The sequence below is a fragment of the Cupriavidus ulmosensis genome, assembly GCF_977008105.1.
Genome location: NZ_CDRMWP010000001.1, coordinates 2,493,447 through 2,506,144, shown reverse-complemented (window position 1 = coordinate 2,506,144; position 12,698 = coordinate 2,493,447). Strand labels below are relative to the sequence as shown.

Sequence of the window (12,698 nt, the reverse complement as noted above, 5' to 3'; positions counted from 1 at the left end):
CCTTTCAGATAGGCCGGTCGGTAGTCTTCTTCCCTGACACAAGCCTTCCCACGAAGGAAGGCCATGAAACGCGGCGCAAAGGCGCCATTTCACGACAGATGACGGGAGCAAGACACATGATTCGCAAGCTGGCCATCGGATTCGCGGCACTGGCCGTGATCGGTTCCACCCAGGTCGCCTGGGCCAACACCACGCTGCTCAATGTTTCGTACGACCCCACGCGCGAGCTGTACGTGGATGTCAACGCCGCTTTCGCCAAGGCCTGGAAGGCCAAGGGCGGCGACGCCGTGACCATCCGCCAGTCGCACGGCGGCTCGGGCAAGCAGGCGCGCTCGGTGATCGACGGGCTGGATGCGGACGTGGTCACGCTGGCGCTGGGCTACGACATCGACGCCATCGCCGAGAAGGGCCTGCTCAAGGCCGACTGGCAAAAGCGCCTGCCGCACAATGCCTCGCCCTATACCTCGACCATCGTGTTCCTGGTGCGCAAGGGCAATCCCAAGGGCATCAAGGACTGGAACGACCTGATCAAGCCGGGCGTGCAGGTGATCACCCCCAACCCGAAGACCTCGGGCGGCGCGCGCTGGAACTACCTGGCCGCGTGGGGCTACGCGCTGCGCCAGCCGGGCGGCAATGAGCAGAAGGCCAAGGAGTTCGTCGGCGCGCTGCTGAAGAACGTGCCGGTGCTCGACTCCGGCGCGCGCGGCGCGACCACCACCTTCGTCGAGCGCGGCCTCGGCGACGTGCTGATCGCGTGGGAAAACGAAGCGATCCTGGCCATCAAGGAACTGGGTCCGGACAAGTTCGACATCGTCGCGCCGTCCATCTCGATCCTGGCCGAGCCGCCGGTGGCGGTGGTCGACAAGGTGGTGGACAAGAAGGGCACGCGCAAGGTGGCCGAGGCCTACCTGCAGTTCCTGTACACCGACGAAGGCCAGGAAATCGCGGCCAAGAACTACTACCGCCCGATCTCCGAGAAGATCGCCGCCAAGTACGCGGCCAACTTCCCGAAGGTCAAGCTGTTCACCATCGACGAAGAGTTCGGCGGCTGGCAGAAGGCACAGAAGGCGCACTTCGCCGACGGTGGCTCGTTCGACCAGATCTACCAGCCCGGCAAGAAATAAGCGGCGGCGTGAGCGCGGCGCCCACCGAACCCGCCGCGCCCGCTGCGCCAACCAGCCAACAAGGAAAGCCCGATGTCCATCCTGACCCTGTCCGGCAGCCCCTCCGCACCGTCGCGCTCCGGACACCTGCTGACGCATCTGCGCGGCGTGCTCGAAGCCGCCGGCGAGCGTACCAGCCACCTGGCGCTGCGGGAACTGCCGCCCGCCGCGCTGCTGGCGGCCAGGGTGGACGACCCCGAGATCGCCGCCGCCACCCGCGCGGTGGCCGAGGCCCAGGTGGTGATCCTGGCCACGCCGGTCTACAAGGCGGCCTACAGCGGCCTGCTCAAGACCTTCCTCGACCTGCTGCCCCAGACCGGCCTGCGCGACAAGGTAGTGCTGCCGATCGCCACCGGCGGCAGCCTGGCCCACACGCTGGCCATCGACTACGCCTTGCGCCCGGTGCTGTCCGCGCTCGGCGCGCGCCACATCCTGCCCGGCATCTTCGCCGTGGACCAGCAGATCGCCTATTCCGAGACGCAAGGCCTGAGCCTCGATCCCGCGCTGGATGCGCGCCTGGCCGAAGGCGTGCTGCGCCTGCGCGAGGCGCTGGCCCATGCCCGCATCGCGGTGCCGCTGGACCTGCTGCCCGGCACGGCCGCCGGCGCGGATACGTCCACCGCGCCCGCCGCATTCGCGCGCGCGGCGGCGCGCCCGGCCGCGGCCGGGCGATGTTCCGCCTGAGTTGACGCGGGCGGCGTCTGCCGCCCGCCCGCTTGCCTCGCGCCTTGATTGCCATGCCGCCTGCGGGCCGGCAGGCGGGCATGCGCGCGCCGCATCGCCTTGCTTCGCTTCGCACAGGATCATCTTCGTACAGGACCATTCCACATGACTTCGCCCATCTCCACGCCCGCCGGCCACCACAGCGCGCCCGCCGCCGGCGCCAGCCTCAAGCGCCGCCTGCTGCTGGCCGCGCTGGTGGCCGCCACCGGCCTGGCCTATGCGCTGCTGCCCGGCCGCGCGCAGGCGCAGGACACCAGCAACAAGGTGCTGCGCATCGGCTACCAGAAGTACGGCACGCTGACGCTGCTCAAGGCGCGCGGCACGCTGGAAAAGCGCCTCGCGCCGCTGGGCATCGCGGTCAGGTGGACGGAGTTCCCGGCCGGCCCGCAACTGCTCGAAGGCCTGAACGTGGGCGCCATCGATTTCGGCACCGTGGGCGAAGCCCCGCCGATCTTCGCGCAGGCCGCCGGCGCGCAACTGGCCTACATCGGCAACGAGCCGCCCGCTCCGGCGGCCGAGGCCATCGTGGTGCCCAAGGGTTCGGCGCTCAAGTCGGTGGCGGACCTGCGCGGCAAGCGCGTGGCGCTGAACAAGGGCTCGAACGTGCATTACCTGCTGGTGCGCCTGCTGGAAAAGGCCGGCGTGCCCTACAGCGAGATCCAGCCGGTCTACCTGGCCCCGGCCGACGCGCGCGCGGCCTTCGAGCGCGGCGCGGTGGACGCCTGGGCGATCTGGGACCCGTTCCTGGCCGCCGCCGAGAAGCAGCTCGACGCGCGCGTGCTGGCCGACGGCCGCGGCGCCGACGGCAAGAACGTGGTCAGCAACCACCAGTTCTACCTGGCCTCGCGCCCTTACGCGCAGGCCCGGCCCGACGTGGTCAACCTGATCCTGGACGAGCTCGCCACGCTGGGCACCTGGGCCGAGAAGAACCCCAAGGAAGCCGTGACCGTGCTGGTCCCGCAACTGGGCCTCGACCCGGCCGTGGTGACGCTGGCGGTGTCGCGCTTTTCCTACGGCGCCAAGGCCGTGACGCCGGCCGTGCTGGGCGAGCAGCAGCGCATCGCCGACGTGTTCTACACGCTCAAGCTGATTCCCAAGCCGGTCAAGGTGGCCGACGCCGCCTGGCAGGCGCAGCGCTGAGCGGCGCGCCGGCCGCGCACGATTCCACGAGGCTGTCGCCCAGAACGGCCCTGATCCCATAGCCCCCGACAAGCTCAACAGGTGAAGACATGCAGGTTTTCTGGTTCATCCCCACGCACGGCGACAGCCGCTATCTCGGCACCTCGGATGGGGCGCGCGAAGTCAATTTCGATTACCTGAAGCAGATCGCCACCGCCGCCGACAACCTCGGCTACGAAGGCGTGCTGATTCCCACCGGCCGCTCCTGCGAAGATCCGTGGGTGGCCGCCTCGATGCTGGCCGCGGTCACGCGCCGGCTGCGCTTCCTGGTGGCGGTGCGCCCGGGTCTGATGGCGCCCACGCTGGCCGCGCGCATGGCGGCCACGTTCGACCGCCTGTCCGGCGGGCGGCTGCTGGTCAACCTCGTGACCGGCGGCGACGTGTCGGAGCTCGAAGGCGATGGCCTGTTCCTCGACCATGCCGAGCGCTATGAAGCCTCGGCCGAGTTCATCCGCGTGTGGCGCGACGTGCTGGCCGCCAGCCACGAAGGCGCCGCGGTGGACTTCGACGGCAAGCATCTCAAGGTCAAGGGCGCCAAGGTCCTGTACCCGCCGCTGCAGCGGCCGCATCCGCCGGTGTATTTCGGCGGCTCGTCGGAAGCCGCGCACGAGCTGGCCGCCGAGCAGGTCGAAACCTACCTGACCTGGGGCGAGCCGCCACAGGACGTGGCGAAGAAGCTGGCCGACGTGCGCGCGCGCGCCGCGCGCCACGGGCGCACCGTGCGCTTCGGCATCCGCCTGCACGTGATCGTGCGCGAGACCGACGCCGAGGCCTGGGCCGCGGCCGACCAGCTGATCAGCCACCTCGACGACGAGACCGTGGCGCGCGCGCAGGCGGTGTTCGCCAAGATGGATTCCGAGGGCCAGCGCCGCATGGCCGCGCTGCACGCCGGCGGTGGCAAGCGCTCGCGCGCGGAGCTGGAGATCAGCCCCAACCTGTGGGCCGGCGTCGGCCTGGTGCGCGGCGGCGCCGGCACCGCGCTGGTGGGCGACGCGCGGACCGTGGCCGCGCGCATGCAGGAATACGCCGAGCTGGGCATCGACACCTTCGTGCTGTCCGGCTACCCGCACCTCGAGGAAGCCTACCGCTTCGCCGAGCTGGTGTTCCCGCTGCTGCCGCGCTCGGTGCAGGACAAGCTGCCGGGCAAGGTGCTGTCCGGCCCGTTCGGCGAAGTGATGGCGACCGGCATCGTGCCGCGCGCGTCGCAGAGCTGAGGAGACACGCCATGAGCGCCCCCTCGACACTCCCGCCGCGCCGCATCGCGTGGCTGCATCAGGCCGCGGCCGCCGCCGCGCCGTGGGCGGTCCCGGTGCTGCTGGTGCTGGGCTGGCAGCTGGCCGCGCAGGCCGGCTGGCTGTCCAGCCGCATCCTGCCGGCGCCGCTCGACGTGGTGAAAGCCGCGTGGGGCCTGGCCGTGACCGGCGAACTGTGGCGCCACGTATGGGTCAGCAGCTGGCGCGCGGCGGCCGGCTTCGCCATCGGCGGCGGCTTCGGGCTCGTGCTGGGGCTGCTGACCGGCACCTTCCGCCCGGCCGCGACGCTGCTCGACAGCACGCTGCAGATGATCCGCAACATTCCCACGCTGGCGCTGATCCCGCTGGTGATCCTGTGGTTCGGCATCGACGAGACCGCCAAGCTGTTCCTGGTCTCGCTGGGCGTGTTTTTCCCGATCTACCTCAACACCTACCACGGCATCCGCGCGGTGGACCCGGGCCTGATCGAGATGGCGCGCAGCTACGGCCTGTCCGGCTGGCGGCTGTACCGCGAGGTGATCCTGCCGGGCGCCTTGCCCAGCATCCTGGTGGGCGTGCGTTTCTCGCTCGGCCTGATGTGGGTGATCCTGATCGTGGCGGAAACCATCTCGGCGCAATCGGGCATCGGCTACATGACCATGAACGCGCGCGAGTTCCTGCAGACCGACGTGGTGCTGGTGGGCATCCTGCTCTACGCGCTGCTGGGCAAGCTGGCCGACCTGCTGTCGCGCGGGCTGGAGCGGTTCTGGCTGCGCTGGCATCCCGGCTACCAGGCGCATTGAGCGCGCGCCAAGGAGAACACGACATGCAGAGCAATCCGATCGAACACGCGGCACTGGCCGAGGTTCCCGCCAGCGAGGTCGTCCCCGGCCTGGCGCTGCGCGTGCAGCAGGTGGTCAAGCAGTACGGCGGGCGCGAGGTGCTGCACGGCATCGACCTGCAGGCCGCGCCCGGCGAGTTCCTCGCCATCGTGGGCCGCAGCGGCTGCGGCAAGAGCACCTTGCTGCGGCTGGTGGCGGGCCTGGAAGACAGCGACGGCGGCACCGTGGCGCTCGACGACGCGCCGGGCCGCGCGCAGCGCGAGGCAGTGCGGGTGATGTTCCAGGACGCGCGCCTGCTGCCCTGGAAGAAGGTGCTGGACAACGTGGCGCTGGGTTTGCCGCGTGCGCGCCGCGCCGACGCGGCCCGCGTGCTGGCGCAGGTCGGCCTGGCCGAGCGCGCCGACGAATGGCCGGCGCGCCTGTCGGGCGGCCAGCGCCAGCGCGTGGCGCTGGCGCGCGCGCTGGTCCACCATCCGCGCCTGCTGCTGCTCGACGAGCCGCTGGGCGCGCTCGACGCGCTCACGCGCATCGAGATGCAGGGCCTGATCGAAGGACTGTGGCAGCGCCTGGGCTTCACCGCGCTGCTGGTCACGCACGATGTCTCGGAAGCGGTGGCGCTGGCCGACCGCGTGGTGCTGATCGAGGACGGGCGCATCGCGCTGGACCAGCGCGTGGCGCTGCCGCGGCCGCGCCAGCGCGGCTCGGCGGCTTTCGCGCAGCTCGAGGACGCGGTGCTGCGCCGGGTCATGCAGCGCGCCGGCGAGGAGCCGGCGCCGCGTGAGGACGGCCAGGCCGACTGGCTGGCCGGGCGGACCGTGGATTCGGTGCGCTGGGCGATCTAGCGCCCGGCGGGAGGCAGGGCAGGGACAACAGAGACAGCAGGGACAACAGCGGCAGCAGCGGCAGCAGGAACGGCAGAAGCGGCAGAAGCGGCAGAAGCGGCAGGCGGCACAGGTGGCACGGCGCACATCCCGCGTCCGTGCCGGGCGCGCCGCGGGCGCCACTCAGCGCCATCTTTTACGCATTCTTCATTTTCACTCGTACAACGGAGCTTCTATCATGAGCATTCAAGCCATCAACGTTCGCAACCAGTTCCGCGGCAAGGTCGCCGCCATCATCGAAGGCCCGGTGGTCTCGGAAGTCGACGTCGAGACGCCGGCCGGCATCGTCACCTCGGTCATCACCACCCGCTCGGTCAAGGATCTCGGCCTCACCATCGGCAGCGAAGTGGTTGCCCTGGTCAAGGCCACCGAGGTTTCGCTGGCCAAGCTCTGAGGCCCCGCCTCGGGCAGCAGGCGCAAAAGGAATTCGTCATGGCAAGCGCGGATGAAGCAGGCGTGGGGCTGGCAGCCCTCACGCATTACCTGGACGGACTGCCGCGGCAACCCGGCAGCGACCGCCAGCTATGGCGGGACGAGCACGGCCAGGTGCAGGGCCAGTTCTACAATTGTTCGCTGACCAGCGCCTTCGAGCCGCTCATCACCCTGTCGAGCCGCGACGTGGTGGCGCACGAAGGCACGCTGCGCACCTATGCCGGCGACGGCGTGGGGCTGGCGGCGTGGAAGCTGTTCGCGATGGCGGCCGACGACGCCTCGCTGGTGTCGCTCGACCGGCTCTCGCGGCTGGTGCACGCGATCAACTATTTCGCCGCGGACGGCGACCGCAAGCTGGTGCTCAACGTGCACAACCGGCTGCTGGCCGCGGTCGCGGACGACCACGGCGCGGCGTTCCGGCGCGCGCTGCAGTCGCTCGGCCTGCCGCTCGACCGCTTCGTGATCCAGGTGCCGGCCAGCGCCAACGACGACCTGCCGCTGCTGCTCCACGTGGTCGGCAACTACCGGCGCAACGGCTTCGCCGTGAGCCTGCAGGCGTCCGACCCGGCCGAGGCCGGCGCGCTGATGGCGCACGCGTTGCCCAATTGGCTCAAGCTCGACATGCGCCGCAACTGGACCGACCGCCAGCTCGCCGGGCTGCAGGCCAGCGCCGACAGCGCCGGCGTGACCCTGATCGGGCGCCGGCTGCAGAACGCCGAGCATGCCGAGCGGCTGCAGGCGGCGGGCATCGTGCTAGGGCAGGGCGTGTTTACCGGAGAGGCGGTAAGCGCACGCCGGCTGCGCGAGACGCGGCCGGACACGGAGGCGCCCGGCGCCGGCGATGCCGGCGGGCAGGCGCGCTCCGGGCCGGGCGGCGCGCCGCTGGAGTACAGCAAGGAGCCGATATGACGCAAAGCAAGGGGATGGCCGCCGCGCCGGCGGCCGAGGTGCGGCTGAAAGTGCCGAAGGGCCTGCAGATCCTCACCGTGCCCGGCCTGCACGGCAGCGGCCCGGGCCACTGGCAGAGCCGCTGGGAGCAGCGCTTTCCCGACTGGCAGCGCGTGGAGCAGCACGACTGGTCGCGCCCGAGCCTGCCGCTGTGGGCCGAGCGCGTCTCGGAGAGCATCATGCGCGCCCAGCGCGTGGCGTCGCGCGGGGCCATCCTGGTGGCGCACAGCTTCGGCTGCCTGGCCACGCTGCGCCAGGCCGCGCTCGACGCCGAGGGCATCGCCGGCGCCTTGCTGGTGGCGCCGGCCGATCCGGACAAGTTCGGCGTGGCCGGCCTGCTGCCGGCGCACCGGCTGCCGTTCCCGACCATCCTCGTGGCCAGCCGCAACGATCCCTGGATGCAGCAGCGCACCGCGTTCAGCTGGGGCACGCTGTGGGGCAGCGAACTGCACGACGCGGGCACGCTGGGTCACATCAATGCCGATTCCGGCCTGGGCCAGTGGCCGGCGGGGCTGGCCCTGCTCGATACCCTGATCCAGCGCATCGAGGCGCAAGGCAGCGCCGGCCTGGCTGGAGACCGTGCCGGGCCGTGGGATGCCGAGGTGGAAGTGTCCTCGACCATCCCTTATATCTAAAACGTCTAAGAAAATACGCAAATATTCGTTCTGTTTATAAGGACGTATCTGCAGAATTTGTCTCGTAGGCCGGTGCGTTATGCGCCGGCGTCATAAAGAAGCCGCCAGCGGTTTCCCGTTCCGCCCCCTTGCAAGCCCGGCCGCCCAGTGCGCCTGCCCGGCGCGCGCAGCCGGTGCGCGCGTGACGGGCAGGGCGCGGGCGGATACAGACGGCGCTCACGAGACGATATGCCTCCCTCGATTTCCCTGGCGGACAACCCGCCCCCGGCCCGGCCGGATGCCCCGCAGGCGTACGGACGCCTGCCCGGCAAGACCAGCCGGCGGCATTTCACGGTGCTGCCCGGCTTCGGCCTGTCGCTGGGCTTCACGCTGTTCTACCTGACGCTGATCGTCCTGATCCCGCTGTCGGCCACCTTCCTCAAGACCTTCACCATGAGCTGGGAAGCGTTCTGGGGCGCGGTGACGGCACCGCGCGTGGTGGCCTCGCTGGAGCTGAGCTTCGGCGCCTCGCTGATCGCCGCCATCGTCAATACCGTGTTCGGCCTCGTGGTGGCGTGGGTGCTGGTGCGCTACCGCTTTCCGGGCAAGCGCCTGATCGACGCGCTGGTGGACCTGCCGTTCGCGCTACCGACCGCGGTGGCCGGTATCGCGCTGACCGCGCTGTATGCCGGCAACGGCTGGATCGGCCGCTACCTGGAGCCGCTCGGCATCAAGGTGGCGTTCACCCCGCTGGGCGTGGTGGTGGCGCTGACCTTCATCGGGCTGCCGTTCGTGGTGCGCACGGTGCAGCCGGTGCTGGAGGACGCGGAGCAGGAGCTGGAAGAGGCCGCCGCCAGCCTCGGCGCCACGCGCCTGCAGACCTTCGCGCGGGTGATCCTGCCGACCATCCTGCCGGCGCTGCTGACCGGCTTCGCGCTGTCGTTCGCGCGCGCCACCGGCGAGTACGGCTCGGTGGTGTTCATCTCCGGCAACATGCCGATGGTCTCCGAGATCGCGCCGCTGATGATCTATTCGAAGCTGGAGCAATACGACTACGCGGGCGCCACCGCGGTGGCGGTGGTGATGCTGGTGATCTCGTTCGCGCTGCTGCTGCTCATCAACGTGCTGCAGGCATGGACGCGCCGCCACCACACGGCCGGGCGCGCCGCCGCGGCGCAGGAACAGGAGAACTGAGATGGCCGGCATCGTCACCAAGGGCCTGGGCGGCCGCGCCCAGCCCGCCGCGCATTTCGCGGACGCCACCGCGGAAGCGCCGTGGGTGCGCTACACGCTGATCACGGTCGCGGTCCTGTTCCTCGCGCTGTTCCTGTTCATCCCGCTGGCCTCGGTGTTCTACGAGGCGCTGCGCAAGGGCGTGCAGACCTATTTCGATTCGCTGGTCGAGCCCGACGCGGTGGCCGCGATCCAGCTCACGCTGCTGGTGGCCGCCATCGCGGTGCCGCTCAACGTGGTGTTCGGCGTGTCGGCGGCGTGGGCCATCGCCAAGTTCGAGTTCCGCGGCAAGAACCTGCTGACCACGCTGATCGACCTGCCGTTCTCGGTCTCGCCGGTGATCTCGGGGCTGGTCTACGTGCTGCTGTTCGGCGCGCAGGGCTGGCTCGGGCCGTGGCTGGAAGCGCACGACATCAAGATCATGTTCGCGGTGCCGGGCATCGTGCTGGCCACCATCTTCGTGACCTTCCCGTTCGTCGCGCGCGAGCTGATCCCGCTGATGCAGGCGCAGGGCAGCGAGGAGGAAGAGGCCGCCATCGTGCTGGGCGCGTCCGGCTGGCAGACCTTCCGCCGCATCACGCTGCCCAACATCCGCTGGGGCCTGCTGTACGGCGTGATCCTGTGCAATGCGCGGGCGATGGGCGAGTTCGGCGCGGTGTCGGTGGTGTCGGGCCACATCCGCGGGCTGACCAACACCATGCCGCTGCACGTGGAGATCCTCTACAACGAATACAACTTCGCGGCGGCCTTCGCGGTGGCCTCGCTGCTGACGCTGCTGGCCCTGGTCACGCTCGGCATCAAGACGCTGGTGGAATACCGGGCGCGCCGCGAGCACGCCGAAGACGAGAATATCGCGCCGGAGAACCCGGGCGCGGGCAATTTGCAAGGACAGGCATCATGAGCATCCAGGTCAGGAATGTGCAGAAGCGCTTCGGCAATTTCGTCGCGCTCGACGACGTCTCGCTCGATTTCGACGAAGGCCAGCTGACGGCGCTGCTGGGGCCCTCGGGCTGCGGCAAGACCACCCTGCTGCGCATCATCGCCGGGCTGGAGCGCGCCGACGCGGGCCAGGTCCTGCTGGAAGGCCGCGATGCCTCCAACCAGCACGTGCGCCAGCGCCAGGTGGGCTTCGTGTTCCAGCACTACGCGCTGTTCAAGCACATGACGGTGTTCGAGAACGTGGCCTTCGGCCTGCGCGTGAAGCCGCGCGGCGAGCGCCCGGCCGAGGCGCAGATCCGCGAGAAGGTGCGCTCGCTGCTGGAGCTGGTGCAGCTCGACTGGCTGGCCGACCGCTATCCGCCGCAGCTGTCCGGCGGCCAGCGCCAGCGCATCGCGCTGGCCCGCGCGCTGGCGGTGGAGCCGCGCGTGCTGCTGCTCGACGAGCCGTTCGGCGCGCTCGACGCCAAGGTGCGCAAGGAACTGCGCCGCTGGCTGCGCCGCCTGCACGACGAACTGCACGTGACCAGCGTGTTCGTCACCCACGACCAGGAAGAGGCGCTCGAGGTGGCCGACCAGGTGGTGCTGATGAACCGCGGCCACGTGGAGCAGGCCGGCACGCCGGAGGCGGTCTACAACCACCCGGCCACGCCGTTCGTGTTCGGCTTCCTCGGCAACGTCAACCTGTTCCACGGCCGCCTGGAAGTGGGCGAGCGCGGCGGCCTGCTGCACACCGGCGAGGCGATCCTGCCGGTGGTCGGCAGCGGCCACGAGACCGCCGGCGACGCGGTCGCCTACGTGCGCCCGCACGACCTCGACCTGGAGCGCTACGCGCCGGGCGCCGAGGGCATCGCCGTGACCCTGCGCCGCGCGCTCACGCTCGGCCCGGTGGCCCAGCTCGAGCTCGAGCGCGAGGACAACCAGGAAGTGATCGAGGTGGCCCTGCCGCTCGAGCGCTTCCGCCACCAGGGCTTCCGCGAAGGCGAGCTGCTCGCGGTGCGGCCGCGCCAGCTGCGCGTCTTTGTCCAATCCGAATCGTCAACCCGCGCGCCGGCCAAGCCCGCGCCCGCAGGAGCCGCACAATGAACTTCCAGCAACTGCGTTCGATCCGCGAGGCGGTACGCCGCCAGTTCAACCTGACCGAGGTCGCCAACGCGCTCTATACCTCGCAGCCCGGCGTGTCGCGCCAGATCCGCGAGCTCGAGGAAGAGCTCGGGGTGGAAATCTTCGAGCGCTACGGCAAGCGCCTGACCGGCCTGACCGAGCCCGGCCGCGAGATCGTGCGGATCGTGGAGCGGCTGCTGCTCGAGGCCGAGAACCTGCGCCAGGCCGGCGACGAGTTCGCCGGGCGCCACACCGGCCGGCTGACCGTGGCGACCACCCACACCCAGGCGCGCTACGCGCTGCCCAAGGTGGTGCAGAGTTTCCGCCGCGCCTATCCGCACGTGACGCTGGCGCTGCAGGAAGCCTCGCCGGCGCATATCGTGGAGCTGCTGCTGACCGGGCAGGCGGACATCGGCATCGCCACCGAGGCGGTGGCCAGCGAGGCCGGCCTGACCTCGTTCGAGGCCTATAGCTGGCAGCACGTGCTGGTGGTGTCGCCCGGGCATCCGCTCACGCATGTGCCCGAGCCGACGCTGGAAGACATCGCCGGCTTCCCGATCATCACCTACGACGCCGGCTTCACCGGCCGCCGCAAGATCGACGGCGCGTTCGCCGCCGCCGGCCTGCAGCCGGAGATCGTGCTGACCGCGATGGACGCCGACGTGATCAAGACCTACGCCGAGCTGGACCTGGGCGTGGGCATCATCGCCTCGATGGCCTACGACGAGCGCAAGGATGCCGGCCTGGTGCGAATCTCGGCCGACCACCTGTTCGAGCCCAACACCACCAGCGTGGCCGTGCGCCGCGGCGCCTACCTGCGCGGCTACGCGCACGCCTTCATCAACATGTTCGCGCCGCACCTGTCGCGCGACACGGTCAGCAACGCGCTGTCCGAGCCGGCCGGCGGCCCCGCGGTCGAGGCCTGAGCGCCGGCGCCGGCCACGGCGCGCACGTTCTCCGGGCTGTTGCGCCGCCGCCGTCACTGGCGGCGGCGCCGTATCCGGCGGTGCCGCTCGCGCCGCATCCTCGCGCTTCGCGCTCCCGATCCTCCATTCGTCGCACGCCACTTCCGCCATGCACGCGGCAGGCGTACAGTTCGTGCAGTACGTGGCGGATCACTCTGGCGCAGCACCATGCGGCGACACGACCGCGGAAAGACGAACGAGGCGAGCGCAACATGACACGAGGCCGTGGCGGCAGGGGGCTGCTGCTCCCCATCATCCTGATCGCGCTGGGCGCGCTGTTCCTGGCGCACAACGCCGGCATGCTGCCCGTGCGCGCCGTTCGCGACGGCTGGCCGCTGATCCTGGTCGCGCTCGGCGCCGGGCTGCTGGCGCGCCGGCTGGTGCCGCGCCGCGCCGCGCGGCGGGAGCCGCGGCCGTGAGCGCCCGCCCTGCATGGCTGCGCAGCG

General features: G+C 70.6%; 14 protein-coding genes. All 14 read left to right on the top strand.

Annotation, left to right across the window (positions count from 1 at the left end; genetic code table 11):
- Positions 1-116: 116 nt before the first annotated feature.
- The 14 genes from ACWTPI_RS11420 to ACWTPI_RS11355 all read left to right on the top strand — a co-directional run bounded on the left by ACWTPI_RS11420 (position 117) and on the right by ACWTPI_RS11355 (position 12,671).
- A complete protein-coding gene (locus tag ACWTPI_RS11420) occupies positions 117-1,124 on the top strand; it encodes a sulfate ABC transporter substrate-binding protein (RefSeq protein WP_020202688.1) in 1,008 nt (335 codons plus the stop codon).
- Positions 1,125-1,196: 72 nt separating this feature from the next.
- Entirely contained in the window at positions 1,197-1,847 is a 651-nt protein-coding gene (gene ssuE / locus ACWTPI_RS11415) for an NADPH-dependent FMN reductase (protein WP_454731711.1), read from the top strand.
- 144 nt (positions 1,848-1,991) lie between these two features.
- On the top strand, positions 1,992-3,026 hold the full coding sequence (locus ACWTPI_RS11410) for a sulfonate ABC transporter substrate-binding protein (protein ID WP_454731710.1): 1,035 nt from the start codon (positions 1,992-1,994) through the stop codon (positions 3,024-3,026).
- An 89-nt stretch (positions 3,027-3,115) separates the two neighbouring features.
- Positions 3,116-4,279 carry an FMNH2-dependent alkanesulfonate monooxygenase gene (gene ssuD / locus ACWTPI_RS11405; RefSeq protein WP_020202691.1) on the top strand — a complete coding sequence of 388 codons (1,164 nt, stop codon included), beginning with the start codon at positions 3,116-3,118 and terminating at the stop codon, positions 4,277-4,279.
- 11 nt (positions 4,280-4,290) lie between these two features.
- A complete protein-coding gene (ssuC, locus tag ACWTPI_RS11400; protein ID WP_020202692.1) occupies positions 4,291-5,100 on the top strand; it encodes an aliphatic sulfonate ABC transporter permease SsuC in 810 nt (269 codons plus the stop codon).
- Positions 5,101-5,123: 23 nt separating this feature from the next.
- A complete protein-coding gene (locus tag ACWTPI_RS11395; RefSeq protein WP_059412884.1) occupies positions 5,124-5,981 on the top strand; it encodes an ATP-binding cassette domain-containing protein in 858 nt (285 codons plus the stop codon).
- A 217-nt stretch (positions 5,982-6,198) separates the two neighbouring features.
- The gene (locus ACWTPI_RS11390) at positions 6,199-6,414 is read left to right on the top strand and encodes a TOBE domain-containing protein (protein ID WP_006161487.1); all 216 of its coding nucleotides are present in this window, start codon (positions 6,199-6,201) and stop codon (positions 6,412-6,414) included.
- Positions 6,415-6,452: 38 nt separating this feature from the next.
- The gene (locus ACWTPI_RS11385) at positions 6,453-7,361 is read left to right on the top strand and encodes an EAL domain-containing protein (RefSeq protein WP_059412883.1); all 909 of its coding nucleotides are present in this window, start codon (positions 6,453-6,455) and stop codon (positions 7,359-7,361) included.
- Positions 7,358-8,035 carry an RBBP9/YdeN family alpha/beta hydrolase gene (locus ACWTPI_RS11380; protein ID WP_059412882.1) on the top strand — a complete coding sequence of 226 codons (678 nt, stop codon included), beginning with the start codon at positions 7,358-7,360 and terminating at the stop codon, positions 8,033-8,035. The genes ACWTPI_RS11385 and ACWTPI_RS11380 overlap by 4 nt, the downstream gene beginning before the upstream one ends.
- 228 nt (positions 8,036-8,263) lie before the next feature.
- The gene (gene cysT / locus ACWTPI_RS11375; protein WP_454731709.1) at positions 8,264-9,208 is read left to right on the top strand and encodes a sulfate ABC transporter permease subunit CysT; all 945 of its coding nucleotides are present in this window, start codon (positions 8,264-8,266) and stop codon (positions 9,206-9,208) included.
- A 1-nt stretch (position 9,209) separates the two neighbouring features.
- A complete protein-coding gene (cysW, locus tag ACWTPI_RS11370) occupies positions 9,210-10,148 on the top strand; it encodes a sulfate ABC transporter permease subunit CysW (RefSeq protein ID WP_059412881.1) in 939 nt (312 codons plus the stop codon).
- On the top strand, positions 10,145-11,269 hold the full coding sequence (locus ACWTPI_RS11365) for a sulfate/molybdate ABC transporter ATP-binding protein (protein WP_020202698.1): 1,125 nt from the start codon (positions 10,145-10,147) through the stop codon (positions 11,267-11,269). The genes cysW and ACWTPI_RS11365 overlap by 4 nt, the downstream gene beginning before the upstream one ends.
- On the top strand, positions 11,266-12,213 hold the full coding sequence (locus ACWTPI_RS11360; protein ID WP_020202699.1) for a CysB family HTH-type transcriptional regulator: 948 nt from the start codon (positions 11,266-11,268) through the stop codon (positions 12,211-12,213). Before ACWTPI_RS11365 ends, ACWTPI_RS11360 begins: the two co-directional genes overlap by 4 nt.
- Before the next feature lie 251 nt (positions 12,214-12,464).
- Positions 12,465-12,671 (top strand): LiaI-LiaF-like domain-containing protein, encoded by a 207-nt coding sequence (locus ACWTPI_RS11355; RefSeq protein ID WP_454731708.1) that lies wholly within the window; start codon positions 12,465-12,467, stop codon positions 12,669-12,671.
- Positions 12,672-12,698 lie beyond the last annotated feature (27 nt).